This is a genomic window from Enterococcus sp. AMC1251 (genome assembly GCF_058216535.1).
Window position 1 is genome coordinate 217734 of record NZ_CM177098.1, and the last position, 24109, is coordinate 241842.

Here is a 24109-nt window from a genome sequence, read left to right on the forward strand (position 1 = left end):
GAGGAGAAATTATGAAGTTCAAAAAAATTTTAGTCGGTATGTCGATTGGTTTAATGGGAGCGTTACTATTAGTCGGTTGTGGCTCGTCGAAGAAAGAAGATGCGTCTACTAGTGATAAAACAAAGATTACATTTTGGGCGGCACCTAATCCAACGCAATTAAACTATTGGGAAGACAGGGCAAAGGAATTTGAGAAAAGCCAAACAGATATTATTGTTGAAGTTTCTCAAATGAAAGAAAGTCCATCTTCAGAAGCAACGATTCAATCAGCGATTGCTTCTAAAACGGCACCGACACTATCAGAAAATATTAATCGAAGTTTTGCGGCTCAACTAGCTGCAAGTGAGGCAATTTTACCATTAAATGAACAAGAAGGTTTTTCAAAAGCGGTTGAGGAAAGAAAAATGAGCAAAAGTATTGAAAGCTGGGAATTCTCAGACGGAAAGCAATATGTTTTTCCTGTCTATTCCAATCCTATTTTATATGCTTGGCGCTTAGATATGTTGAAAGAAATTGGAGTAAATGAAATACCTGAAACATATTCTGAGTTATTAGAAGTAGGGGATAAATTATCTAAACAAAAAAAAGATGTAGCGATTTGGGCCAAGAAAGATTTGACAGATCCTACTGCTTGGATGCGTTGGTTTGATTTTTTCCCACTATATAACGCAGCTAGCAATGGAGCTCCTTTTGTTCAGGAGAATAAGTTCGTCGCTGATCGTACAGCTACAGAAGAAGTTTTTGGTTTAATGAATGAACTTGCTACAAAGAAATTACTACGAACAGGCGAAGCGACCGATCCATTTGAAAACGGAGACAGCTTAATGGCTGAATTAGGACCGTGGACATTTCCTAACTGGGAAGAAAAATATCCTGAATTGATTTTTGATGAAAATTATACGATAACGCCTCCAGTTGTCCCAGATGCAATGAAAGGAGAAAAAAATATTTCCACCTATGCAGATTCTAAAGGGATTGTTATGTACGCACAAGCGACTGAAGAGGAACAACAAGCGGCTATGAAGTTTCTATCTTTTGTTTATGGTGATGAGAAAAATGATGTGACATGGCTTGAGTTGACGAGTTTGATTCCTGCTAGAGATGATGCAATAGAAAATCTAGTATTTGAAGAATATTTTACAGAAAATCCTGCAATGAAAGTATTTGCAGAAAATGTTCCCTACGCTATTCCTGCAATGGATAACGAGAAATATAATGACATTCAACAAGCTTTTGGCGAACAAGCTTGGGTCCCTGTTGTAAGAGGAGAGAAAAGTCCTCAAAAAGCTTTCAAAGATGGCGGAAAAGCAGTTGAAGGAGTGCTTCGGTAATGAAAAGGAATAATAAATTAGGCTGGATATTTACTAGCCCTTACCTGATATTTACGCTAATCTTTTTCTTGTTGCCGTTACTATGGTCTTTTTGGTTGGCGCTGACTGACTGGGATATGATTTCCCCAACAATTAATTTTGTTGGGGCTCAAAATTTTATTACTGCTGTAAAAAGCCCAGCTGTTCAATCCGCTTTTTTAGTCACCTATAAATTTTTACTGGTATTTGTTCCGTTAGCATTAGTGTTATCCATGGTTATTGCTTTATTGGTGAATAGTTTACCAAAATTTAAAGGTCTTTTTATGGTTGCTTTTTTCTTACCATACCTTTCAAGTGGTGTAGTAACTTCTCTGATTGTGAAAGGATTACTATCGTATAATGGCCCGTTTAATATCTTTTTACGAAATACATTTGGTTTAGATGTTGACTGGTTAGGCGATCCGAAAGTCGCAATCTTTATCGTATCTTTGATGATTGCTTGGAAAATGTCAGGGTATTATGGCCTGATTTTGATTTCAGGTTTATCGAATATTAACCATGAGATCTATGAAGCAGCGGCGATAGATGGGGCTTCCAGATGGACCACGTTTTGGAAAATTACGTTTCCGATGATGTATCCAGCTTTTTTCACAGTTACAGTACTAGCTGTGGGCGTGAGTTTTGGGATTTTTACCGAAGTTTATCAGTTAACGGGTGGTGGACCTAACTTTTCTACGAATACATGGCAGATGGAAATTTATAATCAAGCCTTTGTTGGGTTGAAATCAGGGTATGCTTCTTCAATTGCTTTGCTTTCGTCAGTTGTTACATTTGCTTCTATTGGTGTTATTCGTAAATTATTAGAAAAATGGGGTGAAAAAAATGGTTGGTCGTAAAAATACTAAATTATTAACAAGTATTAAATATTTTGTGACAACACTTTTGATGTTAATTATGACATTTCCTTTTGTTTATTTAGTTATGCACTCTTTTGCTTCATGGGATGAAGTTGATCGTAGATTAATCCCGAGTCATTTTGATTTGAGGTCATGGGAGTGGTTGTTCGGAGATGCCTCTACTTCGGCTAATGCACCGTGGATTGGCGCGTTTATAAACACGATTATTGTTGCGACCATTGCGACATTTTTGATGTTGTTATTTGCGTTAACTGTTGGTTATGCCTTAGCAAAAATTGAATTTAAGGGAAAGAAATTTGTAAATAATTTCATTTTATTTCAAATGTTTTTTCCAGCAATTATCTTATTAATTCCCCAATTTTTATTGATTACGAAAGTTGGTTTGTTAGATACCTATGCTGGAATGATTGTTCCAACAGTGATGAGTTTGTGGGCCATTTTTATGTACACAAATTTTTTCAAAGCGATTCCAGATACGTTGATTGAAGCAGCTAAATTAGATGGTGCGAGTGATATATCAATTCTTTTTAAAATAGTATTGCCGATGTCTAAATCAATCACTACAGTTATTTTTCTATTTTTATATACGGATCGATGGACAAATTTACTATGGGATATGATTGTTTCTAAAAGTGATAGCACAACCACGTTAAACGTTTTGATCTCTCAGATGTTTGGTCCCTATGGTACGTATCCAGGTCCAATGTATGCGGCGTCAGTTTTACTAACGTTACCGTTAATTATCTTGTTCTTAGTTTTTTCAAAACGATTCCAAGATGGTATGCAATTTACATTGAAGTAAGGAGATCACTATGAGTTGGTGGGGAAAATCAATTTTTTATGAAATTTATATTCCGTCTTTTAATGATAGCGATGGTGACGGTATCGGAGATTTAAAAGGAATTAGTGAAAAAGCAACTTATTTAAAAGAACTTGGGATTGATGGGATTTGGCTAACACCGTTTTTTCCTTCTCCTAGAGTAGACAATGGTTACGATATTTCAGATTATTACAATGTGGATCCTATTTATGGAGATATTTCAGCTATTGAAACTTTAGTAAAGCGTATGCATGAGGTTGGGATAAAGGTCATTATTGATTTGGTTATTAATCACACATCTGATCAACACCCATGGTTTCAAGAAGCGAGAAGATCGAAAAATAATTCCAAAAGAGAATGGTATATTTGGCGTGACAAACCAAATAACTGGACATCTTTTTTCGGAGGTAGTGCTTGGCAATTTGATGAACAAACGCAGCAATATTATTATCATAGCTTTTCGAAAGCACAAGTTGATCTTAATTGGACAAATCCAGAAGTGAAACAAGCAATTTTTGATGTTATTGATTTTTGGATTGAAAAAGGTATCGATGGTTTTCGACTGGATGTCATCAATAATTTAACGGTTGACGTTGAATGCAAAGACAATCCTTATGATGAAAATGGCGTTCAAATCCATCAATATGATGTGAACCAACCAGGTATTATAGAAACAATCAAGGAAATAAAAGCTTTTCTAGTTTCTAAAAATAGTCGGCTATTTACTGTAGGTGAAATTAGTTCGGATAAATTAGAAGTAATTCAACAGTATGCAGGACGAGAGTTATTTGATGTAACGTTCAATTTTAACTTTGGGAGTTTGGAGCGCTTTGATGAGAAAAAAATAGTTAAAGAATTAACAGAAATGCAAAAAATATATGGTGAGAGTCGGTTACCAACGCTATTTTTCAACAGCCATGATATGTCTCGTTCATGGAATCGTTTGAGTCAAGAAAATACGTCACGCTATCTACAATTAGCTACATTGCTGCTTTTAAATAAGGGGGTTGCATTTTTATTTCAGGGAGAGGAATTAGGTGTGGGGGATTATTTGCCAGTTAAATTTTCTGATATAAAAGATATTCAAGCAATCAATAGATTTGAAGAACGACGATTACAGGGTGATTCGTATGAAACTTCGATGGAACAAGCAACTTTGGTCAATCGAGATCGCTCAAGAGGGATGATTCCTTGGAGTGTAGCTAAAGGGAATAGCTGGATAGGCTATGGTCAAAAAAATGGAGAAGCAGAGATTATTTTTACTTGGTATCAAAAACTAATTAAGCTTCGTAAAACATATGTTCAAGAGAAAGAGTGTATGAAGATAGTGGAGCACAAAGAAGGTTTATTGGTGTATCAATTCTCGGAGTTACTGATTATCATAAATTTTTCGCCAGACTGGAGTCCTTCTTTTGAGTTTTCAGCGCAACACATGACGTATTTAAAAAATGGAGAATTAGTCAAAAAACAAAATAACTATTATTTATCTGGATATGGTATTTGGATAGGAAGGAACTAGTAATGATTGATATTGAGCTATTATTGAAAAATCATCGTGGAAAGAAATTGGAAAATAAGGCAGTAAAGCTTCGATTTTCAGGAGTCGCAAACCAGGATGTATATAATATAACCGCCCCGTTTAGCATAGGGGATAGAGAGGTTATCGCTGGTCGTATTGAAGCTAGAACAAATGAAGTATCACATATTGGTTTGTTCGAAGAAATAGAAGAGAACAAATGGCGCTTGATTGAAGGTTCAATCAAACTAGCGTTGCAAGATCCGTTTGTTACGACAATCGATGGAACAATTATTTTGGGTGGTGTAGAAGTCTTTTTTGATGAAGAGAAAGCGCATTGGCGAACCATTTTATATCGTCTAAAAAGTATTAATGATGCTGAAAAGATTTTTGAAGGTCCATTTGGGATGAAAGATATTCGATTGAAGCAGTTGTCCGACGGGGAAATTTTAGTTTTGACTAGACCACAAGGGGAAAAAGGTGGTAGAGGTAAAATTGGTGTAGCAATTGTAGAGTCGCTAGCGCAACTTTCGACAGAAATAATCGAACAAGCACCGCTTCTTGAACAACAGTTTTCTGATGTAGATTGGGGAGGTGCAAATGAAATTCATTTAATTGGTGAGCGAATTTGTGTGTTAGGACATATTGCTTCGTTTGATAAAGTTGGAAATCGCCATTATTATGCTATGACATTTGAACTAGATAAAAAGAAAATCTCTATGGAAACCCCACAAATTATTGCTGAAAGATCGGATTTTTTACCGGGTCCATCTAAAAGAAATGATTTAATCGATGTAGTGTTTAGTGGAGGCTTAACTCTGAATGGCGAAGAAGCAATATTTTACGCTGGAATTAGTGATGCTGAGGCTCAAAAAATAACTATTCAAAATCCATTTTAGAAAAGGAAGAAAAACATATGACTATTTATCGTTATGAAGAAAATCCACTTATTACGCCATTAGACGTTCCGCCATTGCATAAAGACCACGAAGTGATTGGGGCATTTAATGCTGGAGTAGCAAAATACAAAGACGAAATATTATTATTATTACGTGTGGCAGAGAGACCGATTTCAAGTTCGGAAGATACGATTAAAGCACCAATCATTAATTCTGAAACAAAAGAATTGGAAATAATAACGTTTGATCGCAAGGATCCAAAGTACAATTTTGAAGATCCACGCATGATTCGTTTAGCTGATAACTTAGCTGGATTTGTATATTTGACATCACTTTCCTATATTCGAATTGCACGGAGTAAAGACGGTCGCCAGTTTACAGTGGATGACAAAGCCTTTTTATATCCATTTAATGAGTATCAAACGTTTGGGATTGAAGATGCTCGTTGTACGCAAATTGGCGATACGTATTATGTGAATTTTAGTTCTGTGTCACCAATGGGTGTTTGTGATTCAATGATTTGTACAACAGATTTTGAGCATTTTGAAGATATGGGCAATATTTTTGCACCCGAAAATAAAGATGTATTATTATTTCCTGAAAAAATCAATGACAAATATTATGCGTTGCATCGTCCATCATTAAAGAGTATCGGTAATTACGATATTTGGATTGCTTCTTCTCCTGATTTACGTGCTTGGGGAAACCATGAGCATCTGATTGGTATACAACAAGACAGTTGGAATAATGGACGAATTGGTGGTGGATTAGTGCCTATAAAAACAGAAAAAGGCTGGCTTGAGATTTATCATGGTGCAACAAAAGAACAACGCTATTGCATGGGGGCAGTCCTTTTGGCTCTTGATGATCCGACAAAAGTCATTGCTCGGACAAAAAATCCAATTATGGAGCCTGAGGCTAAATATGAGAAAAAAGGCTTCTTCGGGGATGTGGTTTTTGGTTGTGGTGGCTTTGTTGATGGGGATAAGTTAACCATGTACTACGGTGTTGCGGATACGTCCATGGCGGGCTGTGAATTAAGTATTCGTGCAATTCTTGAACAATTAGACAAAGAAGGTTAATCTCATGAGTTGGAAAAAGAAATATTCTGAATGGTTAAATGCAAAACATCTATCAGATGAACTGAAAAAGGAATTGGATAGCGTTGAGGATGAGCAGGAATTAGAAGACCGTTTTTATCAGTATCTTTCATTTGGAACTGGAGGAATACGTGGAGAAATCGGTGTTGGAACGAATCGCATCAATGAGTATACGATAAAGCGTGTTGCATTGGGACTAGCACAGTACATCGAGAAGCGAGGAATAGAAGCTCAAAAGGCAGGTGTAGTTATTTCTTATGATAATCGTTTTTTTTCAAAAGAATTTGCGCAATGGACAGCGAACGTTTTAGCTTCAAGGGAGATAAACGTCTACTTATCGAGTATAATGCGCCCCACACCTGAATTGTCATTCTTTGTAAGGGAATTAGGCGCTTTTGCTGGGGTAATGATTACAGCGAGTCATAATCCTAAAGAATATAATGGTTTTAAAGTGTATGGTTCTGATGGCGGTCAAATAACACTAGAAGCAGCGAACGAATTGATGTATATTTTGAATCGTTTAACAAAAGAATTAGAGATTGAGACTCTTTCTTTATCTGATTATCTTTTAAAAGGAAAAATTCATTACCTCGATGAGGAGATGGATAACCTATATTTAGAAAAGCTAACCTCCGTTGTACAGAATAAGGAGAACGTTAAGCAAAATGGTGGAGAAATATCTATTTTATATACCCCTCTCCATGGTTCAGGAGAAAAATTAATCCGAAAAGGTTTTGAAAATATAGGATTTAGCAACCTATCTATTTTAGCGTCACAATCCGATGGTGACCCTGCCTTTTCAACGGTTAAATCACCGAATCCAGAAGATCCCGAGGCCTTTGAATTAGCATTAAAAGAGTTGAAAAAGCAAAAAATAGATTTATTTCTTGCGACAGATCCAGATGCGGATCGGCTAGGAGTGGTTGTTCTAGATGAAAAGGAACAGCCAGTATTACTTAATGGGAATCAAATTGGTATTTTACTATTAGACTTTCTAATTCGACATAAAAAAAACGAAAAAGAAAATTTGAGCAATTATTTTATTGCTAAAACAATTGTGACTTCGGATTTAGGAGAGAAGATAGCAGCACAAGCTGGGATTGAGACGAGAACTACGTTAACTGGATTCAAATTTATCGGAGAACAGATTGCATTATCCGAAGAAAAAAAAGATAAAGAATTTCTTTTTGGATACGAGGAAAGTTTTGGTTACTTAATCAATCCTTTTGTCAGAGACAAAGATGCGATTCAAGCGGCTATTTTGATGGCTGAACTGGCACTGGAATGTCGTCAAAGAGGAACGACCGTTTTAGAGCATCTCCAAACCATTTATAAAGCGTACGGTTTTTATCGTGAAGCGTTAGAAAGTATCACTTTCAAAGGGCAACGGGGACAAAAAGAAATGGAGACGCTTATAGAAACGTTGAAACAAGAAAATGTACAAAGGCTAGGTTCTAAAAAGATAAAATCACAAGAAGACTATAGTATTGGATTTAAAAAGAACCTTGTGACAGGAGAGATGGAGGTTTTGAACTTACCGCAGTCAAATGTGATCAAAATTATTTTTGAAGATGAATCGTGGATATGTATCAGACCTTCTGGAACAGAGCCAAAGTGTAAAATCTACTATTCAGTTCATGCTGAAACGGAGGCTCAATCAAAAAAAGAACTAGAGAGAATACAAGAGGCAGTAAAAAAATTCCTTTTGCTAGAATAAAATAAAAATACGAATAAACGACTTGAAAAAGCAGATAGTACCATGCTTTTTCAAGTCGTTTTTTAGATATAAGAAATTCTAAAAATGAAATGATTATAGATTTTTAGTTTTATTTTTTTTTTCTTCAGATTCATTTTCCTTATCTTTTAACGCATCTTCGATTTCTTTATGCAAGAAATAAGAAATTACGGTTCGAATTACCACTAAAATGGCTAATTTTAAAATATCTTGGAATGTTGGTTTGATGATCGACTCAATAATGTCTGCGGCAATCAGTATTTCTAAGCTCAGTAGAATGTAGCTGCCTAAAAAACTTTTAATAAAATTATTTTGCCGAGCCATTACGATACGATTCCGATCGTTTTTTTCACTTTTCAGAAAATCAATTCCTGCCATAATAACACCCCAAATCAAGACGACGATAGAAAAAATATTCAAGGCTAAAATGAATAAATCAAAGAATGGTATCAGGTTATCTAGGATGTTTTGAGCTAAATCGTGCATTCGATATTCCTCCTCTGGCTTTATAGTAAGACAAACGAAGTGATTTAGTCTTGTTGACCAATTTTTTTAGCTGAAACAAGTAACATCATTGGTCTGCGCAATTCATCACGCATTTCAGCACTTGCTTCAAGCATTTCAAAAGAAGGCATTGGTTCGACGATTCGAGTAAGCTGAAAGCCATGTGTTAATAAACCATCTAAATATGTTGTTAACGTCTTGTGGTATTTCATTACCATTTCCCCTAAAAAGCTTGTTTCACGAATACTCTCGTCAAAATAGCGGTCAACAGGCCAATAAATAGCTTGTCCTTTTTGATCGTAGATCCAATCTTCTGTTCCTTGCGCTGTAAAAATCGGATGTTCAGCAGAGAAAACAAAATCGCCGCCAGGATTTAAAGCGTTCCTGACTTTCTTAGCAATCTCATCGAATGAAGGAACATAATGAAGTGCCAAAGAGCTAATCACGATATCAAAAGTCTCGTTTAAGCAATCAATTTCTTCCATACTCATTAAATGATAACTGATTTTTGGAGAATCTGTCATTTCTTCAGCTTTTTTAATCATCCGTTCAGACAGATCGATACCAATAACTTTTTCAGCACCGTTTTCAACTGCATACCGACAATGCCAACCGTAGCCACAACCAAGATCCAGAACAGTTTTCCCAGTAAAGTCAGGTAGGAGTTTTTTTAATTCATGCCATTCGCCAGCGCTTTCTAGACCTTTTCTAGAACGATCCATTCGGCTATAGGCTTCGAAAAAATTAGGGTTATCATATTCGTTTTCCATTTTCTAGCTCCTTTTTCCAAGTATATTTTCTGGCTCTTTTATTGTATCAGATTGCGGGGATATTCCCCATAAAAGAGAATTTACTAAAACTTAGATGGAGATTATTGAAAACTATGACCGCAATCACGCAATACTCGGATAGCTTTTTCTTTCACTTGGTTTTTAATGAGAAGATAGTCAGTATTATATGTAGATAAAGCAAAGATTGAAATTTCATTTTCTGCTAAAGGGTTGGCTAATTGAGTCAAAATACCAACGAGGGAAAAATCTAGCTCACCAATGATTTGAATAATAAACCAATCGTGATCAACGGAAAGTGCCTGGTTAGTTGCTAGTGTATCAGACGGCACAATGATAGAACATTCATCTTCAGTATAAGTGATACTTTTAAATGCGTTTATCTCATGAAATGAATGAGGAATTTCTATATGACTAGGAAACTTTATGATGGAATACTTGGTTTTATCTAGTAGTTTTAGTTGCATGTCGTTGCCTCCTTTTTTTTTAGATCGAGAGCTGTAAAAGCGCTTGCGAACCGTAAGTAGGAGAGAGCATATGACTAGTATCTTTGAAGTTTGCGTCTATACATAAGGCTCGAGTGAATGCTTTGTCTTCATTAACAATGATTGTTAGTTGATTGATGGTAGAAAAATGTTGATGAATGAATGCAGGTAGCAATTGAACCGCTTGTTTAACATACCCATTGCCTAAATGTCGATAGTCTGTTGAAAGGTCCTGCACTAATAAAGTTTGTTCATTAGTAGAGTAGGGACTACCGCCTTTAGCTTCAAAAAGTGTCAAAAAAGCAACCAACTGCTCATTTTCAAAAGCGAGAACAGCGTGACGTTGCGGATCTTTTTTCGTTAAAGCGATAGCGATTTTCGGCTCACGAACATAGCGAAGCTTCTTTTCTGATAAGCAGTAGCTATGAATGTGTTCTTGGTATGTATGATCATAAATTTTCAAATACATGATTTTTCCTCTCACCTCACATTTTGTTTAGTATAACATGTTTGAAAGCGTTCGCGCAGCGATGTTAGAATATTTTTTTCATTGGTGTAAAAATAATGCCGTCTATTTCTTGTTGAGTATCTGTCGAAGTAAAACCAAGATGTTTATAAAATTCAAGAGCATAAGGCGAAGAGTTTAGTGTAAGTTTATTAACATTGTAGGTTGTTTGACAGTATGTAGAGACTGTTTCCATAAGGTGACGGGCGATTCCTTGTTTATGGAAAGCTTTGTCTACAAAAAGCAGAGATATATGATTAGGCAACTTAAGTGCGATCATTCCAGTTACTTTGGTGGTCTTAGATGAATAGGTCCAGATAATTAATTCCTGATCAACTAGTTGTTGAGTGATCGTATCAAAAGAGATAAACTGTTTGAACTGCTCAATTCCTTCATCAGAATAATCAAGCGCTTCGAATGCATAAAAAACATGCTGAGCAAGTGTGAGAGCTTCTTTTAGTTCTAGTTTATCTGTTGCTAAGAGTTTTTTGATCGTATGGTTCATAGCTAACCTCCATAGTGATTGATAAGTTATAAAACCTTTTTTAAGTGTAGCATAAAAAAGTGAGTGTGTAGCATAAAGTTAATATTTTTCTTTCAGGTAGCTGCGTTATTTCACTAGTGTTGCACAAATATATTCGGAATAGTCATTTTCCTTAAAAAATAGTCGAGTGTTCACACAATAGATGCTTATTTTTCAAAAAATTTTAACCGTTATTCGTTTTAACACAAGTAAGAGCATGTGCGACTAATCTACCTTTATTTATCGGAGTCGTCTAAACCATTTTTCGATCAGTTCAAACATCAAATAATGAAAGGATATTTTTAGCTTAAAAGTGTCACTTGTTTGTCACGGATCATTTTATCAGCATGAGTTTTAAGATTGGCGACTTCGATTTGGTCAAGAATAGTAAATTTTGTGTTAGATTTTATCTTTGGTACAAAGAAGAAGTCATCTTTATGCAAGCGGTCAAGCCATTTGTAATCAAAGTCGCTTCAGTTTTGTTTGTTAGAAATTCAAATTGATTACGTTATGAGGCTACCGTATTAGTAAGCGTAAAACTTTTATGTTGGAGAGGGGAAAAATAGTATTTATTTAGTACAGGAGAATATCAGCGGCTGAGAATTGCTAGGGCTTTGATAAAAAACAAAAATACTAATCTTGGATGAAAAATTTGATTATACTATTAAGTATATTGAAAACGAGATTTTGATTGAATAACAGTTAAAGGAATGAGAGTCATATGAAGAATATAAGACACTTAAATGTTGAAGTCGACGTTGTTAGATCGTGGGGGGATAGATTCCTATTGTGCTAAGTAATCTGAAAAACGTATTAACAGATTACTTAGGCTTTTTATAGTGATGAACATTGTATAAACAATGGTTTGAGAAATACAGATGAAGCTAGCGTTGATAGCAGTTAATATTCGCCGATGCACTTCACTGGTAGTTACAGAGTTATGTAAGTTTTCTTTGTGAATCCCAATTGCGACGAATTGCTAGTGGCGTTTATCAAGTAAATGGCTATGTTTATCTGTTTGTTATGGGATTGCTGATTATTTAATATTTAACTTGAGAATAATGAGTATTTAATCGCTTGGTAAAAAGTGAAGGAATCCGAGTAAACGGTAGAAGCAGAAGCAACTCCTTCGGAAATGAATTCTTCTGTTCCAACCTCAATCTTTTTTATTTAATCAGGCGTTTGTCATTTTTAGACAAGGTACTCACTTTTTTTATATGTTCAACAGTAATCATACGAATTTGTTGGCTGTCTTCTTGTAATCGTAGCATGATCGAATCACCTATATTTTTGGAAACGATCCAGCCTGAAACTGTTTCAAATTTTTGAGAAGTTGGCACTTCTTTTAATTGTAAAACAACTAAACTTTTTTGAGCAGAAGCGACTTGTAATTTCTTAAGAATTTCTTCACGCTCTTTATTTTTGCTCTGCTTATCTTTCGAGTCATCTAAAAATGCCGAAAAGAAACTTTGGGAAGACTGGCTGATCAATTTTGAAATGCTTTTCATGGTTGATTTATGGTTATTGTCCATTCTTCTACCTCCTTTACGAATTTACTGTTGCTATCAGACTCTAAACAATCAGATACTACTATTTTACCTAAAAAGATCAAATAGTTCAAGAAAATATGTTTGTAATAATATGATAAGTAATTATTCTTGCTTGCTTTTTTTGTTAGATTCAGTAATATTAGAAGTACTGATTCCTATTTATGTAATTCGTTTGAAAGTGAAATGTTCCACTAAAACTTTCAACTTGAAAGAGGGAGATACCTATGCAACAAAAACAACCAGAGAAATCAAAAATTTATATCATAGCATTATTAATAGTGACTGCATTTACAGGAGCAATTTTAGCTAAAGTAGCACCCATGGAAGAAGGTCACGGCTTTTCATCTGTACTCAAAGAGGAAAAAGTAGATGAGATAAAACTAACTATGACAAGCGAAACGAAAAAAGAGCCAGAAAAAGTCAAAAAATTAACATATACTGAACAAGTTAATCAGGATTTGAATGATGGGAAATTCGTTAATCGGATGCCGATTAGTTTGTTATTGCAAACGGACGATAAATGGAAGGAAACGCCATATGGTATGGGGAATCCTGACGGCAATACCTTAGAAATCAATGGATGTGCAATCCTTTCTTTAGCGATGGTATCTTCTTACTTGGATAACAAAGTATGTACACCGCAAGATATTTTGAACTGGTCGAAAAACGATTACTTTATGGAAGGCGAAGGTACGGCTTGGTCAGCGTTCTCTGATTTTGCGATGATGAAAGGATATCAATTTGAAGATCTTGAAACAAATATTGGTGCTGTAGAAGAACAACTAAAAGAAAAACATCCTGTGATTGTCTCAGTGAAACCAGGTCTATTCACAGAAACAGGACATATCATGATACTAAGCGGCACGAATAATGGGAAATTTTGGTTGAACGATCCAAATGATTCTGAAGCAAAAGGGCATTCTACAAAAGAATTTTCGGCGGATGAACTAATGAACGAAGCATTGAACTTCTGGGCTATTTACAAATAGAGATTAAAGAGAAATAGGAAATCCGATAAGGCTATATAAACATTTAGCGCTTAAAAAGTGACTTTTGTCTTGTCGCATACTCTGATTTTACCCTATACTCTTTTCTATTTTTTATACAAATTAGAAAGCGCTTTATCATCATGGAGACTATTGACATGGGATGGTTCCCACATTATACAATGAAGGTATAAAAACGGAAATGGAGTGAAGCAAATGAAAATTATTATCGAAAAAGACTTTGAAGCAATGAGCGAGACAACTAAAAATATTTTATTAGGTCATATGAGTTATGATAAACGTGTTAACTTATCTATCACAGCAGGAAACACTCCTGTTGGCGTCTATAAAAAAATGGTAGAGATCGTAAAAGATTCGTTAGATTATGCAAATGTTCATTATTATAATTTTGATGAAATTCCTGTACCAGGTCAGACGGAAGGTGTAACAATGACTGATTTACGAAAACTCTATTTGACACCTGCTAATATCAATGAAGAAAATATTCATCCATTGACTGTCGAAAATTATGCAGAACAAGACAAACGCTTAGCGATGGATGGCGGATTAGATGCAATGTTGATTGGTTTAGGAGGAGATGGACACTTCTGCGGAAATATGCCAACAACAACAAGTTTTGAAAATCTGACGTATAAGATAAAAGTAACGGGTGAAGAACCATGGTTTGTACCAGATATGATGGAAAAAGGATTGGAATTCGTTACCATGGGACCTGTCAGTGTAATGCGTGTAAAACATTTGATTTTAATTGTAAATGGTGAGAAAAAAGCTGAAATGGTAAAAAATGTGTTGCAAGGTCCTGTAACAGAAAAGATTCCAGCATCTGTGCTGCAATTACATCCGAATCTTACAGTCATTCTAGATGAGGCAGCAGCAAGTAAATTAGACAAATAAATAGTTTGGAAAGTGGCTGTAAAAGAAACTATTATTCAGATTTTAAGTGATTGGAGTGTAACTTATAGAGTTATGTTTCAGTCACTTTTTAAAATTTTGTTTACAAACGTACGTTCTCGTGTTATTCTTGGATAAATTAAAAAAGGTGGGAGTAAATTATGGGAAAAATTAGATGTGATTGGGCGAACGGAAATGAATTAGAAGAGAGATACCATGATGAAGAGTGGGGAACGGCAGAACATGAAGATCAAAAACTTTTTGAAATGCTTATTTTGGAGAGTATGCAGGCTGGGTTAAGCTGGTCGACAATTCTTAAAAAGAGAGAGACTCTAAGTAGTGCGTATGATCAATTTGACTATGTAAAAATTGCAGAGTATACCCAAGAGAAGATCGATTCTTTACTAGAAGACCCAGGAATCATTAGAAATAAGCTGAAAATCAATGCAACGATCAATAATGCGCAGATCTTTCTGAAAATTCAAGAGGAATATGGAAGTTTTGATCAATTTATTTGGTCCTATGTAGATGGAAAACCTATTAAAAATCGTTGGAAAGATATTAAAGAAGTTCCTGCATCAACAGAATTATCGGATAAAATCAGCAAAGATTTGAAGAAAAAAGGCTTTAAGTTTTTAGGAACAACAACAGTCTATGCTTTTATGCAGGCAACGGGTATGGTAGATGATCATTTAGGGCATTGTTTTAAAAGTCAAGAAACATTGTAGCAGGCAACGCTAAATTAACATAGTCCATCTCTAAATATCTAAGCACTTAGAGATGGATAGTTAAGGAATACAGTTCTAATTTGTAGAAATATGAAGTATGTCATAAAGAATCTCTTCATTTTGTTATAAAATCAAAATACAATTGTTTGGTAACTGTCTGGAATGACGGCAAAATTTAGGAAAGGTTGATGGAGAGTTAAAGAATTCTTTTTGTATATAGACAAACTATTTCTCTTCATTAATTGGAAACATTCGCTTCAGTAAGTAAGCGGTATCTACAAAGCTAGCTTCTAAATTTACGACGATAGAAATATTGGTTTTGACCAAAATCATGAATAATATATTTTATAAAATCCTGTGAAAATGAATTGTTTCATCCCTTCAGAATCTTCTCATACATATAAAAAATAATATGAACTAGAAATTGCCCCTTGTACTTTTTCTGAAATAAGATAAGCTTTAAATAGTGGAGAATATAAAATATCCGTTTTAAATCATTTTCTTTGACTCGTTTTGACACAACAGATTACTAAAAAATAATGTATGAAAAAAGCTGGATGTATTGATTATAACCAGAAGGACTTCCTTAAAAACCAACATTTTACTTAGCGAAAAGGTTGGTTGTCTGCCTGTAACGGTTGCACAAGATGTTTGCCTGATCAGTTGAGGTGAGGGATGTCCGCATAGAAAGATGATGCTGTCTTTAATCAATCCGCAGACTCGTAAAATTGTCGAAGTTGACTCTATCTATTTGTTAATCGACCTAATAAAAAAGGAGCCGGTCGATCGATTGTACCTAATCGTTTCTTTCTGGAGGAACAGAAACAATCGTTGTGTTTCTTTAAAATAGAGCAGTAAATTCCTACCTATATCGCTGGGAATGCAAGGAACATTATCCTGTTCTTTTATTTTTTGAAGATAGCAACGGTTTGAGATGAGAGGATTTGATTTGTGTGAGTGATATTTATAAAAATATCAATTCAAACTATGAGAAATTGTCAGAAGCTGAACGGGAAGTTATTGAGTTTATTTTAAAATTTGAAGATATTGAAGGATTAAAATTGAAAGATATTAAAGATGCACTGTATTTATCTTATGCTACGGTCATCAGAGCGTGTAAAAAGTTGAATTACGCGACATTTAGTGAGTTGAAATCTGCATTCATAGAAGCAAGAGAAAGAAAACAAAGAAGTTATCCAGTAAAATCTGATTTTTCACATGAATTAGATAACCTAAAAAAAGATACTTGGACAACGTTAGAATTAGTGGATGAAAAAAATATTGACCAAATATGTAATTGTCTAATAAATGCAAGAAGAATTTTTTGTGTGGGAACAGGGACAAGTTCACAAGTAGCATCTGAATTTAATTATAAGCTGAAATCACTTGATCTTTGGACTAATAATTTTTCAGATAAATTTTTGATTGAACGTATTCCTAAAATCAGTACAGTTCAAGACGTAGTCGTCATTTTTTCAATAAGTGGTCAAGTGGATGATATTGATGAAATCATGATCAGAGCAAAATGCAACAGAACAACAATTATTTCCGTTACTAATATGGTTGAGAAAAAACTAAGATCAATCAGTACATACTCCTTAGTGACCAGTGATTCTAGTGATCGTAAAATACGTTGTTCAAGATTGATGCTGTATATGATGAGTACGTTGATTTATGAAAAGTTAATAACGAAAGTACCTAGTTTTGAGTGAAAATTTGCTCAGTTAGTTTTTTGTATCAAAGGCTTATTATCTAAATTACTTCTGCTTCCACCGTTTATTCGCATTTAGGGTGAACGCGGAACAAAACTAAAAATAAGAGGAAATTCACAAAAATTTGAAGAGCGATTTTCGTGAATTTCCTCTTATTAATGTTGCACAGTATCTACTTGGTTCTCGGAGTCTCGGCCTCACCCTTATCATCAATTTGTAAATACACAGTGATACTTGGCAAGTTTTGTTAGCAGATATTGCATAACATCTACTTAGTTCATAGAGAACACGCCGGTCAGAATTCCTCATTTTTATTAATCAGTATTATTTTCCAATTTTTTGTTCAGTCCATTTGGCAGAGTACTGTTCACCAGCCACTAAATCATATTGAATGTATTTATAGTCATCTAAAATTATTTTCTGTTCTTTGGTTAAATCTTTTTCAAAAATTATTTTATTGTCATCTGTAACAAATACTTGCTTCCCGTTATAACGGTTAGAGACGCTGTTTACAGGATCAATAGTTGCGGCAGGGAGCTTATTTGTTACCTGAGTCAATAATGCATAGAAAGGAGTCACCTTGATATTGGCTTGTTCAAATGCTAATGCGTTAAAATTAAGAGGTGAAACGACTTTTTTATTTAGTTTTTTTGCTTGTTCTCGACTAAAGGCATTGCTGTAAATAAAATAATCAGTCTCATGATGTTCTAAGCCATATTTTTTAAGGTCGTTCCCACTATAAATAGAAGGTAAGTGATCTCCGTAGAAGACGAAAGTGATTGGCTTTTGAATGTCATCTAGTTCTTTTAAGAAATCTTTAATGGCTTCATCTGTATAATGAAGTCCTTGCATAAAGGTTGATAATTCTCCTTTTCTGCTATCTAAAACAGCTGTTCCTTCAGCATCGTAGTCAAGCTGATCGTAATAATTTTCATAAGGCATATGATTCTGCATTGTTGATAATTGAATAAATTGAGTACTCTCCGTGTTGCTTTTTAGAGCTTTTAATGTTTCTTTGTAAGCAGATTCGTCAGAAATCCGTGGACTTCTCTCGATTTTATCAGTGTAGGTCAATTGATCAGGACTATCGATGTAGTAAAACTTATCAAAACCAAATTTTTCAAAGACGCTCTTTCTTTGATACAATGAGGCAGTAAAAGGATGGATAGCAATACTTTCATCGAATAGGTTTGTAATATTGGGACTTACTTGTTGAGCCCCAACTAATTGAGTATACGGTGTAACCAATGAGGAAGATAGACTACTGATATCTAAACTTGTCAACCCTTGCCATTCCATATTTGCTGTACCGCCACCGTACCCTACAGATAACATTACACCGCTTGTGTTTTCTTTCATTACTTCTTTAATCGTTGGAATGGGTTCATTTAATACGTTAAGATTAGGAATTCTAGCAGGGTCACTAAAACTTTCACTTAAATTTAAAATCAGAGTTTGATTTTCTAACCAGTCATTTCTTGTTTCATTAATTTTTTCTGCTTCTTTATCATACTTGCTCATTATTTGTTCGATTTTATTTTTTGAATAGTTTTCGGGTTTATCCATTATTTTTACATCGATATTATTCAGAAATTGAATAATTGGGCCGTTCTCTCTGACGGTTTCTCCTTGGTTAATAAAAAGTTTATTCACTCTAAAAAGATTGAACAATAAGAAAGAAGGAGAATTTTTATGATTGATAAAAAAGACACTAGAAAAAACAACTGATAAAGCAACGATTCCAATGATTCTTTTTTTCCAATTGAATGTTAAGGCATATTGATGCTGTAGTTTTTTTTGTATGAGAATGCTAGTTAATGTCAGGAAGATAATCAAAACGACACCGACAATAATTAAAGCAGAGCTAACCATCGAAAGTAACTCGGAAATACTGTTCAGCATCTTTAAGTCCGATGGGAAAACAGGTTCTTCTCTCAAATTGACCTTGATAACACTGGAGACAGTTAGGAGTAAATCGATGAGCAATGTTAAAGAAAAAACATACCAAAAGCGATTTGTAAGTAATAACAGCAATAAGAAAAAGCCCATGATTATAATAGTCGTTAAAACCAAAATGGATTGACTTTGAGTAAAAATTCTAAGAATCACTTGGAAATTTTGAGTCCATCCATCCTTTTTATTAAGCAAAAAGATTTGTACGAATGTAAATAAGTAAAAGAAAATGGCTACATTAAAGAACGCTCTTCTTTTATAAAACCATGATTTTATGTCCCGTAATTTTTGATAAAATTGAGTGGGCGAATCAAAACGCAAAGAATTATTTAGTTTCTTAAATAAGGACAACTTTTGAAGCACCAAACAACCAATAATCAAAATAATAGACGAAACCAAATATAAGCCGATAAACTCAAAGATATTTATAAGCCACTTTAATCCAGAGTTGGAGAAATTTATTTTCCAAAAAGTGTTGACTCGATAAATGATTAATGGCCAGTTGGTGAGTACTTGAGTAGCGATCAAACTTACAGCAATCAAATTGCCTTTGACTTTTAATCTTAATTTTTGTGCGATTGATTCTGAAAAAGTAAATAAGCTCAGAGTATAATACATCGAAAATAAAGAATAGGGCACAGAGAATCTATTGGCTGTATCTGCATTTCCGTTAACGACCAGAGAAATTTGTGTCATCAGTAATATTAAGCCTAAAAGAAGGCCTAGACTAAAGATTACATGCAAGAATTTAAATTTCATTTTTTTGTCTAAATCTAGTTGCTTGATAACATAGCCGATTAAGAACAAATAGAAAATCCAGAGCACATTTTTTCCTTCTTGGAATCCCCATAGGTCATTATTAAATAGTGTTGGTAAGAAGACGAACACCATAGTTAAAATGATAGTTATTCTTTTTAAAAGTTCTGTCGATAATGTGTTGAGCCGCGTTGTTAATATCGGGACGCTACAAAATAAAAGCATGCACGATACAGCATAAGTGAAATAGTTTTGACTGATTGGGAATAAAATGAGCCAATAATCACGAAGATTTAATGCCGAATCCTGAACATAAAAAAAGACATTACTCGTAAGCGCAATAAACGCATATAACAGAAAAAAGCTACTTAAATAACTGAGTACTTTCTTTTTAGCTATTTTCTGATAATGATAGCCCATATACAAGGGAATCAAATTGAGTCCAGCTCCTGCGATGACTTTCATAAAAGAATAAATATAAAACCTTCCTGGATAGTTGGCATATTCAGGGATGGTCGTTGCGGAAAGCAAGATCCTTTGTGCGATCATCAGGACACAAGCTATCAAAATTGTTAAAAATTCATATTTTATAGATTCATTTTTTTTCAAAGAAACACCTACTATGTATTGTATTTAAAGATAAGCCCAGGACAAAATTAACAATTGGTTTTATTTCGGGCTCTAAGCCGAATAAAAAGCGATAAAAAAGAAGCTACTACGCTTCGAGCACATAAAAGTCTAAATGCTTCAGCATTTAGATTTAAAGAGCAATTTTCATGGATCTTTTCTTTTTCCAGTATAAACAGTCTTATCTTTAGTCTATATAGTACCGTAAAAAACATTTGATTACAATTGTTAAAGGAATAAATTGGACTAGATGTATATTTGAATAAATCGCATAAATATAGTTTTATAAAATGCTAAATTTTCGTTGTAACTTCATTAAAAAATATATAAATGTTCTAAAAAAACAGTTTAGATGAACGAGCAGCTAAACTGTTTTTAGTAATCCATTTATAGTAAGAAGAGAAAACTAATTCTTATCAAAGTAATCTTCATAAATCAACATCAGTTTATCGAAACTTTTAGCATCAGGAATCAAAGGGATTATAATAGTTGGAATAGCATTAGCATAGATTTCAGGTATATTAGTGATAATACAATCATATGCAGAAGCTTCTTTCTCAAGTTCATCTAATGAAGTGACCTGCAAAGGTGTACAAGAGAAGCGACCTCGTAAGTAGTAATTAATGCGCTCTGAGAGCATATTCATATAGTCTAATCCAGAGTCAAATAAAAGACAGGCTTTCAAGGCGGGAGTTGAATACTCTAAACGATCAAGCAGGTTTGGCCAATTAGTGAATAGAATCGAAATTGCTTCGTAAACTAAGTACTCTTTATAAGGGTTTGAATAAAAAATGGCTTGCAAAGAGTGGATCAGTTCCATTGGGAAATGACCATATAGATTTTTAATACTTATGAAGAATTCTTTGTTTTTATTGTGCAAAATATACGTTCTTCCGTGAATCAGATAATCTATGTTATAAAGACGTATAAAAATATCATCAAAATTATCACATTTACAACTCATTTTCTTTTCTATTTCTTGTAGAAGATGTTCAATTTTTTGATATTTTAAAAAGGCATTGCGATCGACTTTTATCAGTTCATGTAAGGTGACAAGCGAATCAATATATTGATCGCTGAATATTAAATAGAAAATCACAGTCAAATTAGCAGGTGACAGAGATAGATGAAATTGGCTATAAAATTCATTGCAAGCATGTGTATCATTAAGAATCGAAAATTCTTTTTCTGGGAGACCATGAAGCTGATTTTCACTATTATGTTTTAAAAGGTTGATGACAGTATAGGTGTAAAAACGTAGACGATTCAATAATGAAAAGTCTAAATCATATGATAGCTTATTTGGAATTGCTTGTTTGACGAGTTGTAGACCCACTTGATCTAAAATAGACAATTGAGCGGGAGACAAAAGACTTTCAACTACGCCGTACTTCTCGTAAAAATAATGCTGCATAAAATTACAAATACTATGTGGATCGCCGACAAGTTGCATTTTTTTTAAATTAATCGTAAAGCCTTCTATTTGAAGTAGTTGATTTACACGGATAACAATACGCTTAATTGTCGATACGCTAGTATAAAGATCGTCAGCTAAATCAATGATGGTGGAGAAATTATGTAAGAAAATCTTTTCGATTAACTGAAATTCAACACTATTTTTTATGAATTTTTGATAAATACTAGTTTTGCAAAAGCCGAAATTTGTGGCAAAACGAATACCATATTTTTTAGAAGATTCGATTGTAGCAGGTGCAAGTAGAGTTTCTAATTCAATAATATCAGATTTTAGCGTTTTTACAGGAACGTTTAAATATTCTGATGCTGTAGTAAAAGGGACCCAATCGTTATCGGCTAAAAGTTCCATTAGCTCTAATTGGCGCTTGGATCGTGAGGAAAGGATTTCTTTCATAGGACCAACACTTTCTTTTCTTTATGTTATTTTTTTAATTTGTTCAACTTGTAATGAAATAAATTTCAAGCCGGTTCTTATTTTAACTTGAATCCATCTGTTTTGTCTACAGGATAGTAAAAAAAATGTACGTTTTTTTGCAACAATTTAACTAATAAAGGTCAAATTCTTCTTTTTAAAAGAAAAAATTGACCTTTGAGAATGCTATTTTTAAATAACGTTTGTAATAATTATTGAATTATATATCTAATTTATCTTTATTTGCATATATAAATTGGATATAACCAACTATTCCTTTTTTTTGTCCATAAATGATCCTTTTTTTCTTACAGAACGTTTAAACTAGAGTTAAGCCAATTGAAGGCGAATTAATAGATGGGGGATAAATATGAAGAAAAAAATATTAGGATTAGCAATGATATCAACGATTATTTTAGGTGGATCAGGTTTGTTAAATGCAGATGAAGCAAATGCTCATGGGTATGTGGAAAAGCCTGCGTCACGTGGCTATCAAGGATCGTTAGACAAAAACACTATAGGCTGGACAGCAGCAATGGAAAAATATGGAAATGTTATCACAAATCCGCAATCTTTAGAAGCTCCAAAAGGATTTCCTCAAGCTGGACCAGAAGATGGCCGTATTGCTTCTGCAAATGGCGGATTAGGACAAATTGCGGACTTCGTATTAGATAATACTGGAGCTGACCGTTGGGTGAAGCAAGATGTTCAAACTGGGGAAAATACATTCTCTTGGTATTACACAGCACCTCATAGTACAACGAAATGGCACTACTATATTACTAAAAATGGTTGGAATCCAGAAAAACCAATCGCTAGAAAAGATTTACAATTGATTGGTGAAGTAAAACATGATGGTTCAGCTGCATCAAATAATAAATCACATCAAGTGACTATTCCTGCAGATCACTCTGGTTACCATGTTGTTTTAGCTGTTTGGGATGTAGCAGATACGCCAAATGCTTTTTATAATGTAATCGATGTAAATATAAAAGGAGAGGGTGAAATCGCTCCTCCTGTTGAGGAAGCTCCTGCAACGCCGACCAATGTTAAAGCGTCAGAAGTAACGACTTCTTCACTTAAGTTAACTTGGAATGCTGTTTCAAACGCCAAAGAATACAATGTATATCGTGATGGCAAGAAAGTTGCTACAGTTGGCGGAACGCAATTTGACGATACAAATTTAGTAGAAAACACAACCTACTCTTACCAAGTAGAGGCAGTTGGAACAAATGGTAAAATCTCTGAAAAGAGTGCAGCAGTAAAAACAAAAACACAATCATCAGAAGTAGAAGATAATCAAAAACCAACAGCGCCAACGAACGTTCACTCTATGGGGACAACTGAAAACACAGTTGACTTAATGTGGACAAAATCAACTCACTTCTTAGGCGTTAAACACTATGAAGTTTATCGTGATGGTAAAAAAGTTGCAATGACAGAAAAAACAAGTTTTAAAGATACGGGCTTAAAAGCTAATACAACATATAAATATACTGTTAAAGCTATCAGTGTAGGTGGCAATGTATCAGATGCTAGTGCTATATTTTCTGTAACAACGAAGGAAGCACCAAGTGGTCATTCTACGTGGGATGCTGACAAAATTTATAACACAGGTGATAGAGTTATCTTTGATGACTTAGAGTATGAAGCACAATGGTGGGTTAAAGGCGATCGTCCTGACAAATCCAACGCTTGGAAACTACTTTCAAACAAAGTAATGGAGTGGCAAGAAAGTAAAGCTTACAATGAAGGAGATACAGTCACTTTCCAAGGGAAAACATATAAAGCGAACTGGTGGACACAAGGTGACCAGCCAGGAACTGCACCTGTATGGGGATTAGTTTAATCCGATAATACCTATATAATGACATAGTATTAAACAAACATGCACT

20 protein-coding genes are annotated in these 24109 nt (G+C 34.3%); 12 read left to right on the forward strand and 8 right to left on the reverse strand.

The window, feature by feature from the left end; all coding sequences use genetic code 11:
* Positions 1-11 precede the first annotated feature (11 nt).
* Genes AC4BBR_RS00890 through AC4BBR_RS00920 form a run of 7 tightly spaced genes read left to right on the forward strand, consistent with a single transcriptional unit; the run spans position 12 to position 8279 of the window.
* Positions 12-1331, forward strand: a complete 1320-nt coding sequence (locus AC4BBR_RS00890) for an ABC transporter substrate-binding protein (protein WP_490460734.1) — start codon at positions 12-14, stop codon at positions 1329-1331.
* Positions 1331-2206, forward strand: a complete 876-nt coding sequence (locus AC4BBR_RS00895; protein WP_490460735.1) for a carbohydrate ABC transporter permease — start codon at positions 1331-1333, stop codon at positions 2204-2206. Before AC4BBR_RS00890 ends, AC4BBR_RS00895 begins: the two co-directional genes overlap by 1 nt.
* Positions 2193-3029, forward strand: a complete 837-nt coding sequence (locus AC4BBR_RS00900) for a carbohydrate ABC transporter permease (RefSeq protein ID WP_490460736.1) — start codon at positions 2193-2195, stop codon at positions 3027-3029. The genes AC4BBR_RS00895 and AC4BBR_RS00900 overlap by 14 nt, the downstream gene beginning before the upstream one ends.
* Positions 3030-3039: 10 nt before the next feature.
* On the forward strand, positions 3040-4566 hold the full coding sequence (locus AC4BBR_RS00905; protein ID WP_490460737.1) for an alpha-amylase family glycosyl hydrolase: 1527 nt from the start codon (positions 3040-3042) through the stop codon (positions 4564-4566).
* A gap of 2 nt (positions 4567-4568) precedes the next feature.
* The gene (locus tag AC4BBR_RS00910; protein ID WP_490460738.1) at positions 4569-5462 is read left to right on the forward strand and encodes a DUF1861 family protein; all 894 of its coding nucleotides are present in this window, start codon (positions 4569-4571) and stop codon (positions 5460-5462) included.
* 17 nt (positions 5463-5479) lie between these two features.
* A complete protein-coding gene (locus AC4BBR_RS00915; RefSeq protein ID WP_490460739.1) occupies positions 5480-6544 on the forward strand; it encodes a BtaManbiosPhlase in 1065 nt (354 codons plus the stop codon).
* 4 nt (positions 6545-6548) lie between these two features.
* Entirely contained in the window at positions 6549-8279 is a 1731-nt protein-coding gene (locus tag AC4BBR_RS00920) for a phospho-sugar mutase (protein WP_490460740.1), read from the forward strand.
* Positions 8280-8372: 93 nt separating this feature from the next.
* Here the strand turns inward: AC4BBR_RS00920 and AC4BBR_RS00925 are convergent, their stop codons facing one another.
* The 6 genes from AC4BBR_RS00925 to AC4BBR_RS00950 form a co-directional block, all read right to left on the reverse strand.
* A complete protein-coding gene (locus AC4BBR_RS00925; RefSeq protein ID WP_490460741.1) occupies positions 8373-8783 on the reverse strand; it encodes a DUF1622 domain-containing protein in 411 nt (136 codons plus the stop codon).
* A 44-nt stretch (positions 8784-8827) separates the two neighbouring features.
* On the reverse strand, positions 8828-9571 hold the full coding sequence (locus tag AC4BBR_RS00930; protein ID WP_490460742.1) for a class I SAM-dependent methyltransferase: 744 nt from the start codon (positions 9569-9571) through the stop codon (positions 8828-8830).
* A 101-nt stretch (positions 9572-9672) separates the two neighbouring features.
* Positions 9673-10056 (reverse strand): ACT domain-containing protein, encoded by a 384-nt coding sequence (locus tag AC4BBR_RS00935; RefSeq protein WP_490460743.1) that lies wholly within the window; start codon positions 10054-10056, stop codon positions 9673-9675.
* Between the two features lie 19 nt (positions 10057-10075).
* The gene (locus AC4BBR_RS00940; RefSeq protein ID WP_490460744.1) at positions 10076-10543 is read right to left on the reverse strand and encodes a GNAT family N-acetyltransferase; all 468 of its coding nucleotides are present in this window, start codon (positions 10541-10543) and stop codon (positions 10076-10078) included.
* A 64-nt stretch (positions 10544-10607) separates the two neighbouring features.
* Entirely contained in the window at positions 10608-11084 is a 477-nt protein-coding gene (locus AC4BBR_RS00945) for a GNAT family N-acetyltransferase (RefSeq protein ID WP_490460745.1), read from the reverse strand.
* Between the two features lie 1184 nt (positions 11085-12268).
* Complete coding sequence (locus tag AC4BBR_RS00950) at positions 12269-12634, reverse strand: hypothetical protein (protein ID WP_206847146.1); 366 nt, start codon at positions 12632-12634, stop codon at positions 12269-12271.
* Between the two features lie 242 nt (positions 12635-12876).
* Between AC4BBR_RS00950 and AC4BBR_RS00955 the strand changes: the two genes are divergently transcribed.
* The 4 genes from AC4BBR_RS00955 to AC4BBR_RS00970 all read left to right on the forward strand — a co-directional run bounded on the left by AC4BBR_RS00955 (position 12877) and on the right by AC4BBR_RS00970 (position 16990).
* Positions 12877-13641, forward strand: coding sequence for a C39 family peptidase (locus AC4BBR_RS00955; RefSeq protein WP_490460746.1), 765 nt, complete (start codon positions 12877-12879; stop codon positions 13639-13641).
* Between the two features lie 213 nt (positions 13642-13854).
* On the forward strand, positions 13855-14553 hold the full coding sequence (locus AC4BBR_RS00960) for a glucosamine-6-phosphate deaminase (protein ID WP_490460747.1): 699 nt from the start codon (positions 13855-13857) through the stop codon (positions 14551-14553).
* Positions 14554-14711: 158 nt separating this feature from the next.
* Positions 14712-15278 carry a DNA-3-methyladenine glycosylase I gene (locus AC4BBR_RS00965; RefSeq protein WP_490460748.1) on the forward strand — a complete coding sequence of 189 codons (567 nt, stop codon included), beginning with the start codon at positions 14712-14714 and terminating at the stop codon, positions 15276-15278.
* A 953-nt stretch (positions 15279-16231) separates the two neighbouring features.
* Entirely contained in the window at positions 16232-16990 is a 759-nt protein-coding gene (locus tag AC4BBR_RS00970; protein ID WP_490460749.1) for a MurR/RpiR family transcriptional regulator, read from the forward strand.
* A 324-nt stretch (positions 16991-17314) separates the two neighbouring features.
* Here the strand turns inward: AC4BBR_RS00970 and AC4BBR_RS00975 are convergent, their stop codons facing one another.
* Both AC4BBR_RS00975 and AC4BBR_RS00980 read right to left on the reverse strand, forming a co-directional pair.
* The gene (locus tag AC4BBR_RS00975; protein WP_490460750.1) at positions 17315-20308 is read right to left on the reverse strand and encodes an LTA synthase family protein; all 2994 of its coding nucleotides are present in this window, start codon (positions 20306-20308) and stop codon (positions 17315-17317) included.
* Between the two features lie 424 nt (positions 20309-20732).
* Positions 20733-22196, reverse strand: coding sequence for an AcpB/EbpR/MafR family transcriptional regulator (locus AC4BBR_RS00980; protein WP_490460751.1), 1464 nt, complete (start codon positions 22194-22196; stop codon positions 20733-20735).
* Between the two features lie 388 nt (positions 22197-22584).
* On the opposite strand from AC4BBR_RS00980, the gene AC4BBR_RS00985 reads away from it, so the two are divergent.
* Positions 22585-24063, forward strand: coding sequence for a lytic polysaccharide monooxygenase (locus tag AC4BBR_RS00985; RefSeq protein WP_490460752.1), 1479 nt, complete (start codon positions 22585-22587; stop codon positions 24061-24063).
* Positions 24064-24109: the final 46 nt, after the last annotated feature.